General features: G+C 39.1%; 15 protein-coding genes. 7 read left to right on the top strand and 8 right to left on the bottom strand.

The genetic code is table 11. The annotated features are described in order from the left end of the window. Positions 1-221: 221 nt before the first annotated feature. Positions 222-926, top strand: a complete 705-nt coding sequence (locus tag EP737_RS15115) for an HAD family hydrolase (protein ID WP_129728809.1) — start codon at positions 222-224, stop codon at positions 924-926. Positions 927-1,109: 183 nt separating this feature from the next. Here EP737_RS15115 and bioC read toward each other — a convergent pair whose 3' ends face one another. Beyond that, positions 1,110-1,931, bottom strand: a complete 822-nt coding sequence (gene bioC / locus EP737_RS15110) for a malonyl-ACP O-methyltransferase BioC (RefSeq protein ID WP_129728808.1) — start codon at positions 1,929-1,931, stop codon at positions 1,110-1,112. Continuing rightward, a complete protein-coding gene (locus tag EP737_RS15105) occupies positions 1,928-2,671 on the bottom strand; it encodes an alpha/beta fold hydrolase (protein ID WP_129728807.1) in 744 nt (247 codons plus the stop codon). The genes bioC and EP737_RS15105 overlap by 4 nt, the downstream gene beginning before the upstream one ends. Before the next feature lie 344 nt (positions 2,672-3,015). Between EP737_RS15105 and EP737_RS15100 the strand changes: the two genes are divergently transcribed. Further along, on the top strand, positions 3,016-3,897 hold the full coding sequence (locus EP737_RS15100; protein ID WP_129728806.1) for a fumarylacetoacetate hydrolase family protein: 882 nt from the start codon (positions 3,016-3,018) through the stop codon (positions 3,895-3,897). Positions 3,898-4,044: 147 nt separating this feature from the next. On the opposite strand, the gene EP737_RS15095 is transcribed toward EP737_RS15100, so the two are convergent. From EP737_RS15095 to EP737_RS15075, 5 genes are all read right to left on the bottom strand, one after another. Then, positions 4,045-5,115, bottom strand: coding sequence for an LLM class flavin-dependent oxidoreductase (locus EP737_RS15095; protein WP_129728805.1), 1,071 nt, complete (start codon positions 5,113-5,115; stop codon positions 4,045-4,047). Between the two features lie 204 nt (positions 5,116-5,319). Beyond that, positions 5,320-5,559, bottom strand: a complete 240-nt coding sequence (locus tag EP737_RS15090) for a glutaredoxin family protein (RefSeq protein WP_129728804.1) — start codon at positions 5,557-5,559, stop codon at positions 5,320-5,322. Beyond that, complete coding sequence (ytxJ, locus tag EP737_RS15085) at positions 5,556-5,882, bottom strand: bacillithiol system redox-active protein YtxJ (RefSeq protein ID WP_129728803.1); 327 nt, start codon at positions 5,880-5,882, stop codon at positions 5,556-5,558. Before ytxJ ends, EP737_RS15090 begins: the two co-directional genes overlap by 4 nt. A gap of 142 nt (positions 5,883-6,024) precedes the next feature. Then, positions 6,025-6,876 carry a VOC family protein gene (locus EP737_RS15080; RefSeq protein WP_129728802.1) on the bottom strand — a complete coding sequence of 284 codons (852 nt, stop codon included), beginning with the start codon at positions 6,874-6,876 and terminating at the stop codon, positions 6,025-6,027. 20 nt (positions 6,877-6,896) lie between these two features. After that, positions 6,897-7,304, bottom strand: coding sequence for a DoxX family protein (locus EP737_RS15075; protein WP_129728801.1), 408 nt, complete (start codon positions 7,302-7,304; stop codon positions 6,897-6,899). A gap of 321 nt (positions 7,305-7,625) precedes the next feature. Between EP737_RS15075 and EP737_RS15070 the strand changes: the two genes are divergently transcribed. The 4 genes from EP737_RS15070 (at position 7,626) to EP737_RS15055 (ending at position 12,460) form a co-directional block, all read left to right on the top strand. Then, a complete protein-coding gene (locus EP737_RS15070; RefSeq protein ID WP_129728800.1) occupies positions 7,626-8,111 on the top strand; it encodes a hypothetical protein in 486 nt (161 codons plus the stop codon). 287 nt (positions 8,112-8,398) lie between these two features. Then, positions 8,399-10,033: a GMC oxidoreductase gene (locus EP737_RS15065; RefSeq protein ID WP_165350813.1), complete on the top strand. Its 1,635-nt coding sequence runs from the start codon at positions 8,399-8,401 to the stop codon at positions 10,031-10,033. Between the two features lie 379 nt (positions 10,034-10,412). Next, positions 10,413-10,688, top strand: a complete 276-nt coding sequence (locus EP737_RS15060) for a hypothetical protein (RefSeq protein WP_129728799.1) — start codon at positions 10,413-10,415, stop codon at positions 10,686-10,688. Between the two features lie 419 nt (positions 10,689-11,107). Further along, a complete protein-coding gene (locus EP737_RS15055) occupies positions 11,108-12,460 on the top strand; it encodes a GntP family permease (RefSeq protein ID WP_129728798.1) in 1,353 nt (450 codons plus the stop codon). A 103-nt stretch (positions 12,461-12,563) separates the two neighbouring features. On the opposite strand, the gene EP737_RS15050 is transcribed toward EP737_RS15055, so the two are convergent. Next, positions 12,564-13,409, bottom strand: a complete 846-nt coding sequence (locus EP737_RS15050) for a MurR/RpiR family transcriptional regulator (protein ID WP_129728797.1) — start codon at positions 13,407-13,409, stop codon at positions 12,564-12,566. Between the two features lie 306 nt (positions 13,410-13,715). On the opposite strand from EP737_RS15050, the gene tkt reads away from it, so the two are divergent. After that, positions 13,716-15,731, top strand: coding sequence for a transketolase (gene tkt / locus EP737_RS15045; RefSeq protein WP_129728796.1), 2,016 nt, complete (start codon positions 13,716-13,718; stop codon positions 15,729-15,731). Positions 15,732-15,745 lie beyond the last annotated feature (14 nt).

Here is a 15,745-nt window from a genome sequence, read left to right as displayed (position 1 = left end):
GGAGAGGACCTTGCACTGTAAGAAAGTATAAATTTCCAGCTAGAGGTGAATTTGACGTAGTCGAAAATTTCAGGAATACAGTATAAGTAGGGCTACGCCGCTGTCTTCGCTGGGGAGCAGAGCTCGCCAATCTGCAAGTTTTCTTTATGCAACCTATGCAATATTACAATGAATATTTGCTATAATAAGAGGAGGTATCAATTGACTGGAGGAATATACATATGGCTATTAAAGCAATTTTTTTCGATTTAGACGACACGTTGCATGATCATCAAAAGCCGTTTACTGATTCATTGCATAAAATGTTCCCGGAGCATGCGGAAATTCTCGCTCCAGAAGATACATATAAGAAATTTAGATATTTTAGCGATTTACTGTGGGAAGATTATTGCCAAAATCGGTTAACCTTGGAAGAGCTTCGTGTGCAAAGAATGGTATTAGCGTTAAAAGAATATGAAATTAGCATCTCTAACGAGGTTGCTCAGCAATTCCAACTTCAATATGAGGCTGCTTTGAACGCCATTGAGCTATTTCCAGAGGTACCTGAATTATTGACAACACTTTCCAATCAAGGGTTTGAGCTTGGCATTATTACAAATGGACCTACTGCACATCAAAGGAATAAAATGAAATGCCTTGGTATTACGCAATATATTCCAGAGCATCGTATATTTGTATCTGATGCGGTAGGACATGCAAAGCCAGATCCACGAATTTTCCATGAAGCTGCGAAAACGGTAGACTGTGCTCCAGAGCATATCCTTTATATTGGAGACTCTTGGACAAATGATATTGTAGGATCTTCTAAGGCGGGTTGGCAGTCCATTTGGTATAATCACCGAAAAAGACAACCGGATACTGAGCATACACCGTTAGCAGAAATTGAGCAGCTGTTATCTATATTGGAAATAGTTAAACAGGGTTAGTTCGTTCTAATTCTTGATCTGTGATTAAAATGGTTGCTAATATAAGCATGTCGACAAGCCCTTGTGATTTCACAAGGGCTTGTTGCGGTTGATTACTGATAATAGATTAGCAGTGTGTTAATAGAGAATTCTACAATTGTTATGTAGAGTAACCGCACCGGAAAACGAATCTTATAGAAACAGTTACGTCCCCTTCACAATTGTTATAAATAAACAATGATATGTAGCTCTTACACCTTTTTCGTCCCGATAATGAGTTTCATAGAGACTCATCAACTCCCTAAGAAAAGAAGGGCGTTGGCAGGAGTGCTCCTGATTGCTATTACTTGCTCCAATCTTTTGAATCGAGTTGAAAAGAGCGCGCGTTGACGGAAAATACTCTAATTCAAGCTGTTCTGTTTTGATTATCTCAAATGAACATGAATTTGCAGAATTGAGCACCTGCTTACAAAGCGTATCTAGCTCCTCAAGAGAATAAAATGATTGCCCTGGGGAACTGCTTAGTTGAAGCCCCAGCTTTTCTTTTGCCTGCTGATAAGCAGCATGAAGCTCTTGAAAGGTTTTGGCTCCAAATGTGGAAAATGCAAAGATTCCATCAGGCTTTAATAATGTAAATAATCGCTGGATCACCCTCCTAGGATGATTTAGCCATTGAAAGGTTGCGTTTGAAATAATAAGGTCATAGCTGCCAGTAAGAACGATTTCCTCAATATCACCGCATAAAAAGGTAACACGCTCCTCTTGGATCCGTTCTTGTGCCACGTCAATCATTCCAGGTGCCAGATCAATCGCAAGAATTCGAGCCTTCGGAAATGCCTTGCATAATAACTGTGTCAAGTAACCCGAACCGCAGCCAATCTCAAGAATATTTATCTGTTGTTCTACTAAGTGTTGAGGAAGTGAAGCTATTAGCTGCCTTGCCATTGTTTTTTGAACATGTGCATAGTTATCATATGTTTTTGCATGCTTACTAAATCGCTTTTTTAAGAGCTGTTTATTAATCATTCATCTTCCATCCTTTGCACAAATTTTTTGATTAATCGCATGCATTCATCTGGTTTTGTGAAAAAGGGGATATGGCCTGTTTCGTTCATTATAGAAAAGTGGGCTTTTTCTCCAAGCTGTTCGTTTATAAAAGCAGAAGCCGCAAGTGGACAGATTGTATCCTCTGTTCCATGAATCAATAGGCATGGAGTTTTAATCCCATTAAGGAGCGATCTATAGTCTGTTTCTAATAAATAGTCTAGACCCACCATAAGAGATAACATGTCATCCCCTTGAAATTCTCGTTGCACTAGGTCTACAAACTGATGATGCTGTCCTTTGTCTTGTTCGGGCTGAGAGAACATAGCTTCATAAAAAAGAGTAAGTGTTTTGTCTTTATCCTCTTGTAATTGTTTTTTCATCCGCTTCACAACGCGTGGCTGCCAGCCTGAAGGATATTGTTCACAGCTTGTAAAACGACTTGTTCCGCTAAAGAGGATAAGACCTTTTATACGTTCCGGATACAGGCTTGCAACTTTAAAAGCTGTCAGTGTACCTAATGACCAACCGAGTAAAAAAATAGGTGTATGAATCGAGGTAATCTCTTGTATCACCCGCTCCTCAAAGTCGATAGGAGCTTTTATATGCCTCCATTCCACGAATGAAAGATCAAATATGTTAGAGAGCGATTCAATACATGGCTGAAATACTTCCCTTTCCATCCCCCAGCCGGGAAGCATTACTAAATGCGATTGTTTCATCTCATAACCCCTTTTGTTAACTAATTTTTATTCAAGGTTAACATTTTCTTTATCTAACCATGACTTTGTGAAACTGTCAATACAAGGAATCGTAAGGGGGGGTAAAAAGCTTTAGAATAAGCCTGCTAGTTTTATCTAGGGGCTATGAAAAGGCAACTAAGGTGCTTCTATAAAATATAACAGGCAGTCTCCAAAAGGTTGTTTTAGCTGTTCATTAGAAACATGGATACACGACAGAATCTTATAAAGGAGTTGTTTAGATATTTATCCTGTATAATGATTAATGAATTTGAAAAAGTGATAGCTTACAATAGGTAAAGGAAGATATTAAGGAGGAGTTTATTATGAAGTTCCTACATATTGTGAAAAATGAGGAATTAAGATTAGCTATTTTCACTGAGCAGGGCGTTCTTGATTTGGCTGAGGCTGGTGAGGCATTTAATTTCTCCCTTCCACAAACCTTAAAACAGGTCATTATACAAGGTGAAGAAGGTTTAGCTAAAGTTGAAGAAATTACAAACAAAGCCATGAGCCAAAGAAAGGATCTTTTTAGACAAGAGGAAAGCATTACCTTTGGTCCAAGTGTTGATAACCCGGAGAAAATTATTTGTATTGGTTTAAACTATATAAGCCATGCTGAGGAATCAAACATGAAAGTGCCGACAGAACCCATCGTATTTAGTAAGTTTAGCAATGCTCTTTCGGCGCATCAACAAATCGTAGAATTACCGAATAATGCAGAAAAATATGATTATGAAGCTGAATTAGTTGTCATTATTGGAAAGGAAGCACGAAATATTACAGAAGAGGAAGCGCCAAATTATATTTTTGGCTATACGATAGGAAACGATTTATCTGCAAGGGACTTACAGTTTAAAACAGGTCAGTGGTTAATAGGGAAAACATTAGATGGATTTGCCCCAGTCGGTCCATATACTGTGCCAAGTAAGTTTATCGGTAATCCGCATAACCTCGATATTGAGTGCCGGGTAAATGGACAAGTACGTCAAAAAGCAAATACAAAGGATATGATTTTCAATTGTTATAAAATCATTAGTTATCTGTCAGAGTATATGACCTTAAAACCCGGAGATGTAATTTTTACAGGCACCCCGGAAGGCGTAATCCTGGGGTATCCAGAAGGGGAGCAAGCTTGGCTGGCTTCACAGGACGAGGTCACCATATCAATAGACAAGCTGGGGACATTACGAAATACATTAAGTTAAACCTCTAACATTAAACCATATAAGACTACATAGATTGAGGATGTCCCAAAAGAGTAGCGCTATGAGCTACTCCTTTGGGACATCCTCTGATATTTTAATCAGCTTCACCAATAACAAGGAATCTTTCATATGAATAACAATTCAAGTTCACTTACTTGTTTCTTTCCGAACAATCGGAGCTACCTCCGTAGCTAATAACTCAATGCCCTCAGCTACTTTCTTAAACGGTATACCGCCTATGTCGATCTGCGCCATAAAACGTTGATGCCCAAATAGCTCGTATTGGCGAAGAATTTTCTCGATAATCTGTTGCGGGCTTCCCACGAACAAAGCGGTATCAGGAGCTGTCATTTCGTCAAAATCTGCTCTTGATATTGTACCGCCCATCCCTCGCTGGCGGTTAACGTATGACCAATAATTTGAATAATAAGGATAGAATTCGTCTTTGGCTTGTTGGGTTGTTTTTGAGATATACCCATGTCCTGTTATGCCTACCTTGAGACTTTCCAGAATATGTCCGGTTTCAGTACCAACTTTGCGGTATAAATCAACTAATGGCTTAAATCTGGCCGGGTCACCGCTAAGAATTGCTATAGCCATCCCAACACCTAATCTGCCGGCGCGCGTCGCACTTTTCGGTGATCCCCCAACGCCAACCCATATTGGTAACTGCTTCTGTAAAGGCCGAGGTGCAATTTCAGCATTGCTCAATGATGAACGAAAGTGCCCTTCCCATGAAATTCTCTCGTTTTCATTAAGCTTTAAAAATAAATCGATGTTTTCTGAAAATAAGGCGTCATAGTCATTTGTGTCAAATCCGAAAAGAGGGAACGATTCCACGAACGCTCCTCGGCCAGCGATTATTTCCGCACGTCCATCCGAAAGTAAATCTAATGTAGCGAAGTCCTCAAACAAGCGAACAGGGTCAACAGTACTTAACACTGTGGTTGCACTTGTCAACTTGATGTGTTTGGTTTTTTGAGCAATGGCTGCCAACATAACCGGAGTAGCTGATACTGCATAGTCTAACCGATGGTGCTCACCAACCCCAAAAATATCAAGTCCAGCCTCGTCAGCAAGCTTTGCTGCCTCAATTATCTCCTTAATTCTTTGCCTAGCACTAATTGTTGTACCAGTATAAGGGTCTGGACATATATCTCCAAGCGTATAAAGGCCAATTTCTATTCCTGAATTTGTAAATCCCTCTTCTTGTCGCATTGCTGCATTTTCCTCCAGTTAAGACTGTAAAAACATCATTAAAGGATGACTCCAAAGGTCCAAATGTGACCAACGGAGTCATCTTGTTTACACTTTAAGAAAGTATAAAATTTCAGCTAGAAATGAATTTGACGTAGCAGCAAGTTTTAGGAATAAAATATAGATACAACTACGTCTCTATCTTCGCTAATCGGCAAGTTGCCTTTAATTTTTAGCGTTTGCGATAAGTTCTTTAAGCTCTGGCGTAAATCCCTTTACCGCTTGGTTTCCAATTACCGTTACAGGCACACCCATAAATCCAAACTTCTCTACTTCCTTTTGATATTCTACGCTTGCCATTACATCTCTTACCTCAAAAGCTATGCCTTCTTCTTCTAACATTTGTTTCACATAATTGCACTCTACACAACCAGCTGTTGAATAGACAATCACCTGCTTGCTCATTCGCCGACAGCCTCCTTTAACGCTTCTTTTGTAATTTTCCAGTGAGAGGTATTCCAACGAACTTGCCCATCCTCAAGTAAAAAGACTTGTGGAGATTCATGCTTAATTCCAAACTGTTCAGCAATTTGATTAGAAACAGGACGGTCTTCAATAACTAATACAATTGCGGCAGATGTATTCGTATCCTTAACAAAAGCTTGAAATTCTTCATGCGCTTGAGCACTGATGGGGCAAGTTGTACTATGTTTAAAAAGCAAATGCTTTCCTGATTGTTGTACAAATTGATTCATTTCATCGATGCTTGTTAATTTTTTAATTTCCATTTTAATACCCCTATCCTAATTATTTTCATTTTTATTATAACAGTTTTTTCAATTTTTGAATGGAATGGTGTACGCGATATGATATCCCAGATAACTTTTGTAGCAATACTTTGTGTAAGTGATTCTGTTTATTTTCCGAAAATTACACTCGTAAAAGAATACGATTCCCAGACGGATCTAATGTAACAAAGGAACCATTCTCTTCTTTGACAGTTGCACCAATGCTCTGTAAGCGAGCAATAACATTATTTCTTGTTTCCTCATCCGACAGCAGCAGCGTAAATGATTCGAGTCCGACACTGTGAGCTGGTGGGGGAGGTGCCCCTACACCGTTCCATGTATTTAATCCAATATGGTGATGATATTTACCGGTAGAAATGAAAAGTGCTTGATTCCCATAGCGGTTCACCACTTCAAATCCGAGTCCCTGAATATAAAATTCTTCAGTCTTTTTTAGTTCAGATACATGTAAATGGATATGTCCCATGATAGTGCCAGCAGGAAGAGTAGTCCAAGATTCTCCTTGCCCCTCCGCAAGAAGGCTCTCTGCATCCACTGGTTCGGTTGCCATTACTACTTCACCGTTTTTCCAATTCCACCCGGAAGAATTACGGTCTGCATAAATTTCAATTCCATTTCCATCAGGGTCAGCTAAATAAAGAGCCTCGCTTACAAGATGGTCTGATGCGCCTTGAAGGGGATAGCCGACTTGGATAAAATGCTTTAATATTCTTCCTAAATCAGCACGATTAGGCAGTAAAAGAGCAAAGTGATATAGTCCCGTAGTTCTTCCTTGCTTAGGAACAACGTTTTCTGGCTGTTCAAGCGATAACAAAGTAGTTTTGCCATTGGCAGTTAGCTTAGCTGTTCGTTCCGTTTGTTCCAATACCTTAAAACCGATTACTTGCTGGTAAAATGCTAGTGCACGATCCAAGTGTTGTACCTTTAGGTTTACCTGCCCTACAAACGTATTCGGTGCATGATGAAAATTCATTTTAAATCGCTCCTTTTGATTTAAGCATCCTTTGAACGGAACAGTAGATTATCTAAAGCTAAAAAAGACTTGTTTATTGCAGCAAGGTAGAGTGAGATTACCAATAAAGCCAAGTCAAGTTCGTAACCAGCCATTTGACCATTTCCAAGAAATCCAGCAGCTAGTTTTACTTTTACTGTCGCAACAGCTAGGATCAGTACGAATAAAATGGAAACAATTCTTATTCCAATTCCCAAAACCAAAGCAATACCGCCAATTAATTCAATCAAAGCTACTACATAAGCGCTGAATCCCGGAAAACCTAAACTTTCGAAAAATCCAGCCGTATTTGCAATGCCACCCTGAAATTTTGCTAATCCATGTACAAAGAATGTGATGCCTAAAAATACTCTCAAAATTGTTGCACCGATTTCATTACTTCTTATCATTTCTCTAACACTCCTCTTTCATAATTATTTTGCTCGTAATGACAACAAACTGTAATTCGATACTTAACTTTTCAGTTAGTTACTTTATGTAAGTTATTATATTTTTGTAACTAATTTATGTCAAGTAACTTATCTAAAGAGAAGAGTTTATTTATGAACTGAAAACCTTATGTTCCGACTCTTTGGAGTTTTACATGTTTAAGTAACCCTAGAGATTTGTCTTAATGAAGATAAGTATATTTTTAAATTATTTTACTCAAGATAAATCTAAAGAAAATTATGTCTTGAATCTAGAGGATCCTATAGGAATGGGGTGATTTAATGCAATTGCAACTTATGAAGTACCAAGGTGAATGGTATGTTTGGCTGCTAGTGATTACTTCAATACTAATCGTGCTGCTTATGCCCAAAAAAAATTTAACATGGATAGGAGTATTTATTACTTTAGGGGTGGCTGGACATTTGACTTGGATTGCTGATTCTATTGCGGGATCTGTATTTGATACATTTGATCTGGCAAAGAGCAATACTACAGAGCTTAGCGATTCCTTTTTACTTAGCTTTGTTCCTGCCTGTATAGCTGTTATTTATGTTAATTTTTATAGCTCCCGGGCAAGATGGACTTTTGCATTTATTTTTACATTATTGTCTTTTTTCTTAGAATTGGGATTGGTCACATCTGGATACATGAGAAATAAAGGCTGGGAAACATGGTATGGGTTACCTGTTTACTTTATAGCTTATAGATTCTTCTTTCCGTGGTTTTTGAAAATAATTTCAAAGGATTTAGTCAAAATATCTTCTTGAACTATTTGCCCGCTTCCGAGAACAAATTCTATGTAAACAAGCAGCCCAAAACAGGATTGTTTTTGTTTCTTTACACTCTAAGAAATTTTAGGAATAAAGTATAAGGGCAACTACGCCTCTGTCTTCGCCCAAGAGCAGGGCTCGCCAATCAGCGAGTTTTCTTTAGCGGTAAACAGCGTAGATTTTAACTTCTATACAGTCTTCAAACATTTCCGTATGAAAAAGTTATATATCTAACAAAAAGGCAGTAAATATTAAAAAAGAAAATAACGCAAAGCGTGGTGAGCATGCTGGAAATTATAATCGCTCAAAAAAATGATACATTAAGAACGCTGGCCGATCAGTATCATATAGAGCTTCAAGCATTGTTAGATGCTAATTCCCACATTGAATTTCCAGACCAAGAAATCACTGATATGGAAGTGCGGATTCCTGTACAGCTAACATCTCCTCAAACACCTCCAGTATGTTATCCGGAAATGCCTGCTTCATATTTAAATCATTGGATTCCCCTTACTCCTCTTGAAAAAATGGCAGTAGAGGAGTATGACGCTCTGGTAGTAGGGAGCGGAGCTGGGGGAAGTGCTGCTCTGTATCGTTTATGTGAACAGTGGCAGAATAAAGGAAAAAAAGTTGGAATGATCGAAGCAGGAGGGCTATTATTACCAACGCATGCACAAAATGTTCCTACCTTAGAAGTAGAACGCTTTCAACAATATTTTTTAAGCCCTAATATCTCTACACCTATAGGTTGGGAGCTTCCGGAATTCCCTGGGGCAAGACTGGTATTTGCATTAGGAGGAAGAACGCTATTTTGGTCAGCAGTTTGTCCAAGAATGAATGAAGCAGAATTTAAGGATTGGCCAATTTCTTTTGAGGATTTGCTTGAATACTATAATAAAGCTGAGGAAGTTTTAAAGGTTACTCAGGAGTTTACAGAGGATTCCTTGCTAACTGAGATTATCATTGATCGTCTTCACAAAAGTGGGTTCCCACAGGCTATGCATGTTCCGATTGCAACAGATGTTTCACAAGCAAAATTCGGAAAAGTTCATTCGGATGTTTTTTTTAGCTCCATCTCATTCTTGGCGAAATCCCTCAATATACATCCCTTTGATTTATCGATCTATTCCCGCGCTGTTCAGGTTATTGTTGAAAATAACAGAGTGACAGGAGTAAAGGTGTTAACCTGGGGCGGGAAAGCCTATATCATACGGGCGAAAAATGTTATTTTATCAACTAGTGCCCTTGAAACTCCTAGAATTCTACTGAATTCAGGAATAGAGGGGAAAGCGATTGGTCATTACTTAGTAAACCATTCCTTCTTAGAGGTAAATGGAGAGTTAAACCGTTTCGAGTTTCCAGAAAATTTAGGAAATCTCGGCATTCTAGTCCCACAAACTGCAGAAGTTCCTTATCAGCTTCAAATGTATGGAAGAGGGGGATCCTTCTTTTATCACGAAAGACAAGTGCCATTGCGTGAAAAAATACCTGTTTATTTACAAGGCTTTGGTAGGGTTGAATCCCGTTATGAAAATAAGGTAACCTTGCATCCTATGAAACGTGATATTTTTGGAATACCAAAAATAAATGTTAATTTTTCCTACAGCCAAAAGGATCTTGAATTGATTAACTATATTCAAGAAAAAATGAAGCAAGCGTTACAAGGCATGAGAGTGAGTATCCAGCCAGGAACGGAGATTTGTCTGCGCCCTCCAGGACTTGATTATCATGAAATGGGTACCTGTCGAATGGGAGAGGACCCTGAAACATCGGTTACAAATAAGTACGGACAGGTGCATAATATTTCAGGTCTATTTGTCGCAGATAATAGTGTATTGCCTCATAGCGGTGCTGCCAACCCAACACTTACCACAATTGCCTTAGCTTTTCATACTGCAGATTATATTACCCGCAAATAGAAGTTTATAAAAGCGTAAGTAAAGAATGATAATGTTTTCTATGTATAGAGACATTGAGAGTGGGAGAATTAAAAATATGTAACATACCATCTTTCAAAGATGGTTTTTTTACGCTTTAGATATACATTTCTATACAAAAGCGGGTTCGATGCAATCAGAAAATTTTCGAGACAAGGTATGAATGCAACTATACCGGTGGTTTTGACTTATATCATAAAAGTCTAGTTCATATAGGAATAAGAAGTAAAGATCTGTATAAATTAACATATGGTGATGTGTTCAAGGCGCTAGTTCGGTGTGTAGAATAACGGTAAGAATCAGAGCTGTGCCTTGCAAGTCAATTCGGAAAATGGACAAGTATAATTAGGAGGATAAGTATATGGCAATTCTAGAGGATGCAGTTCAGCGAATCAAAATATTGGAATGCCCAACCGGAGACTTGGAACAACGAGTGAAGGGAATATTAGAGGAGTATGGAGTAGCAAACGGAGATAAATTGATGGTAAGTCGCGATAAAAGATTTGATCAAAACGAGGCACAGGCATATAGCGCTACAATTTTAGGAGATCAGGAGCAGTCGCAGTCCATTGTCATTTTAGCCAAATCAGGACTTGATGATTATGTAGCCCAGGTTGTAGATGCTTATATAAAATAAAGAAAACTCGCCGATTGGCGAGCCCGGCTCTTGGGCAAAGACAGAGGCGTAGTTGCACTTACACTTTGTTCTTAAAATGTAAAAATAGAATGTAAGCTGTATCATTTTATGTCCACAATGTCTTTAATCAGCTAATCCTCATCTAACTTCAAATAGTACTGTCCGTCCCGCAAAGCATATAAAACAAATCCTTGAAAAGAAATTTTTTTCTTTCTGGTCTCTGTAAAACGCTAGGCTACAAAGGTAACCTAGCGTTTTTTTATCGCACTGTAGGAAAGTATAGGACTACATTTGATTTCATTAAAATAAAAATTTTTTTCTTAAATGTATTGATTAAAAAAATTTTTTTCTTTATAATCAACTCAAGAAATGAAAGTGGTTACAAGAAAACGCTTCATAGAATTAAAGGAGGATTCATCATGTTATTACTCATCGTCTTAGCAGCGATTGTTGCTCTTTTGCTGCTTATTACTTGGGCAAAGCTCAATCCATTTGTTGCTCTTATTATTACTGCTATTGGTGTAGGTCTTGCCACAGGCATGCCGCTTATATCACCTGATCCAACAAAGGTTCCTGGTATTATCGATTCTCTTAAAGCAGGTATGGGAAATACGCTAGGATTCCTCGCTATTGTTCTTGCACTTGGAACAATGCTTGGAAAGATGATGGCAGAGTCTGGCGGGGCTGAGCGTATTGCACAAACATTGATTGCTCGCTTTGGACAAAAGAACGTTCATTGGGCGATGATGTTTGTAGCATTTATCGTTGGTATACCTGTATTTTTCCAAGTAGGCTTTGTTCTTTTAGTTCCATTAGTATTTACAATTGCACGTCAAACAGGAGTTTCATTAGTAACGATAGGGGTTCCGTTAGTAGCAGGTCTTTCAGTAGTTCATGGACTTGTGCCGCCACACCCGGCTGCAATGGCTGCAGTAGGCATTTTTAAAGCTGATGTAGGTTTAACAATCTTGTACTCTATTATTGTAGGTCTTCCAACTGCAATTCTTGCAGGTCCGCTTTACGGAAAATGGATCGGAAAGCGCATTCATAAAGAAATCCCAAAAGAAATCGGTGAACAGCTTACAGAGCATAAAGAAGCAAAGGAACTTCCAGGCTTTTTCAATACAGTATTTACAGTTCTCGTACCGGTTATTTTAATGTTAGCTGCTTCTATCGCTGAATTATCCTTGGCAAAGGATAGCGCAGCATTTAAAGTATTTAAATTTTTAGGAGACCCAGTTGTTGCTCTTTTAATTGCAACCGTTTACTCTTTCTTTAGCTTAGGGTTCTTTCGTGGCTTAAACCGTGATACTGTTTTAAAATTTACGAACGACTGCTTAGCTCCAACAGCTACTATTCTTTTAGTTATCGGAGCGGGTGGAGCATTTAACAAAGTGTTACTGGATTCAGGGATTGGCCAATATATCGCTGAGTTAGCACAACAATCACATGTTTCACCAATTGTATTAGGCTGGGGTATTGCTGCAATGATTCGTGTGGCAACAGGTTCTGCAACTGTTTCGATGATGACGGCAGCTGGTATCGTTTCTCCTATTGCAGCTGCGATGCCTGGTACAAACCTAGAGCTTCTTGTGTTAGCGACAGGTGCAGGATCACTTATTCTTTCTCATGTAAATGATTCTGGATTCTGGATGATCAAAGAATATTTTGGAATGACTGTAAAAGAAACATTGCTAACATGGACAGCTTTAGAAACAATTATATCTGTAGCAGCATTTATATTTATTCTAGTACTTAATGTATTTGTCTAATGAATCAGAAAAGGTGAGCTCCTTTTATAGAAGAGCTCACCTTTTCTGATTGCATCAATAGCTTAGGGAAGGGAGAGGCGTTTTGCTTTACAAATTATTACTATTATATTCTGGTTTCTGAAATAGCATTTCGTATTCTCTCGAGTGATTTTTTGGCATTCTCTTTATTTAAAATCGCGATGTTTATATATAGGGCATCGATTAGGCATAGTTGGCCAATTCGTGAAGCTAATGCTTCGGATCGATACTCCGTTTCCTCCGAGGTTGTATACAGGGCAACATCTACATTTTGACTGATTGGAGATTTTGGAAAACTTGTAATTCCAATTGTTTTAGCACCATTTTCATTCGCTGTTTGTAAGATACGAAGTGTATCCTTGTTTGTGCCAGAGTGAGAAATGACAACAGCAACATCATTTTCTGTTAATTGGGAGGCAGACATTAATTGAAAATGCGAATCGGAGAAGACAAAGGCTTTTATTCCCGCCCGTAGAAACTTGTGATAAGCATCCATTGCAATGACCGCTGAGCCGCCTGTTCCATAAAACTCTATCCGATTGGCATGAAGAATAAGCTCTATCGCCTTTTTGAGAGAGTTGCTATCTAAGATTTGTAATGTATTTTCTAGTGTTCTGATATTGGATTTAAATATTTTTTCAGCCACTGTTTTTTCATTGTCCTGTTCACTAATTTCTTCATGAATCTGCTGAATAGGATTCATCACTTCTGATGCCAATGCAATTTTCATCGCTTGATAGCCTTTAAAGCCTATGCGTTTACAAAAACGAAAGACGGTCGCCTCTGCAACGCTTAAGTCCTCAGCTACTGTATTAATGGTACTATGAATTATTTTTTCTGGATTCTCTAGAATATACCCAGCAATCTTCTTTTCCTTTTCGCTCAATCTTGGGTAATAGGAACGTATTTTTCCTAAACAATTCCCTGTCATAAGAAACTTCCCTTCTGTAAGGTTACTATAGCAAGTATAACATAAAGTACAGGCGAGAAATAAATTTCGATGAAAACAATAATTAGAAAAAATTTTTTTCTTTAATCTTGTAATTAGGAAATTTTTTTTGTATGATTTGAAACATGGAAGAAAAAATTTTTCAGAAGAGTGTTGGAATTAGAGCTATTTAGAAGACAGAAGAAATTCCTGAACCACTCTTCGGTATTGTTTTTGCTGCAAACGGTTACCTGTACGTGAATGGTACACACTAACTCACAGTTTGAGAGATGTCAGGAGGAAAACACTATGAGTCATAACATTGAAACATTAGCTATCAATACAATTCGCACTTTATCAATTGACGCTATTAATCAGGCTAATTCCGGCCATCCGGGCCTTCCGATGGGGGCTGCTCCCATGGCGTATGCATTATGGGCGCATCATCTGGATCATAACCCTGCAAATGCAAAATGGTTTAACCGAGACCGATTTGTTCTTTCGGCAGGCCATGGTTCCAGCTTGTTATATAGTTTGCTTCACTTGGCTGGCTATGATGTATCCCTAGACGATTTAAAAAGCTTCCGAAAATTAAACAGTAAAACACCAGGTCATCCGGAGTTTGGTCATACAGATGGTGTTGAAGCAACAACTGGTCCTTTAGGACAAGGGATTGCGAATGCGGTCGGGATGGCGATGGCTGAAGCGCATTTGGCTGCGAAATTTAATCAAGCTGGATTTCCTGTGATTGACCATTATACATATGCGTTAGTGGGTGATGGCGATTTAATGGAAGGTGTCACTTATGAAGCTATGTCGATGGCTGGTCATATGAAACTCGGAAAATTAATTGCTTTATATGATTCAAACGACATCTCCTTGGACGGTTCCTTAAACCTTTCCTTTTCAGAAGATATTCAAAAGCGAGCTGAATCTGCTCATTGGCAATATTTGCGTGTAGAAGATGGAAATAATGTCGCGGATATTGCAAAAGCAATTGAATTAGCGAAACAAAATCCGGATCAGCCAACCTTGATCGAAATTAGAACGATTATCGGCTACGGCAGCCCAAAAGTTGCCGGAACAAACAAGGCACATGGGAATCCGCTTGGAGCAGAAGAAGCGAAAGCAACAAAGCAAGCGTACGGCTGGCACTATGAAGAGAATTTCTTTGTGCCAGAAGAAGTACAAGCCCATTTTGAAGAACTAAAACAAAGAGGGATCGGCAAAGAAGAGCAATGGAAGGAATTGTTCCATTCATATCGAGAAGCGTATCCTGCATTAGCGAATGAACTAGAACAAGCTATTACAGGGGAGGTTCTTATCGAAGCGAAAGATATTTTGACGTTTGATACAGAAAAATCTATTTCCACTCGTGTAGCGAGCGGAGAGGCGATGAATCACTTTGTAAAATCGATTCCTTCTATCTTTGGAGGAAGCGCAGACCTTTCCCACTCTACTATGACCGATATCAAGGGAGAAGCAGCATACGCAGTAGAATCCTTTGGTGGACGTAATGTGTACTTTGGTGTTCGTGAGCACGCGATGGGAGCGGCTGGCAATGGAATGGCTCTTCATGGCGGGGTGAAGCCTTTTGTAAGTACCTTCTTTGTGTTCAATGATTATCTTAGACCGTCTATTCGTCTAGCAGCCCTGCAAAAGCTGCCGGTTACGTATGTCTTTACTCACGATTCGATTGCAGTTGGAGAAGATGGTCCAACTCATGAGCCAATCGAACAACTGGCAGCTCTTCGTGCGATTCCTGGCCTTACAGTGATTCGTCCATCAGACGCAAATGAAACAGCGAGTGCTTGGGCGTATGCTCTGCAGCAAACAGATGGTCCGGTTGCTTTAGTATTGAGCCGTCAAAACCTGCCTGTGTTCCATGAGACAGAAGCGAATCTGGAGAATCTTTCTAAAGGGGCCTATGTACTAACACAAACGGATGAACATCCAGACGTGATCTTGATTGCGACGGGTTCAGAAGTGTCCCTGGCTGTGAATGCGAAAGCTGAACTGGAAAAAGAGGATGTATCCGTTCGTGTTGTAGCTATGCCAAGCTGGGAACTGTTCGATCGTCAATCAAAAGAGTACAAGGAGCTTGTTCTGTCAGCGGCTGTTACGAAGCGTGTAGCACTTGAGATGGGAATCTCCCTTGGCTGGGAACGCTATGTAGGATTCGAAGGGAAAATCTTATCTATCGAAACATTCGGTGCTTCTGGAACAGGGGCTGAAGTTATGGAGCTGTTTGGCTTTACAACAGCAAATGTTGTTCAAACTGCAAAAGGTCTACTTCAAACTGCAAAAAGTGTACTACATTCATAAAATGGGGGAAATGG

Origin of the sequence: Ectobacillus funiculus (assembly GCF_004138295.1) — a bacterium.
Taxonomy (GTDB): Bacteria; Bacillota; Bacilli; order Bacillales; family Bacillaceae_G; genus Ectobacillus; species Ectobacillus funiculus.
This window is presented reverse-complemented; position numbering and strand designations above follow the sequence as displayed.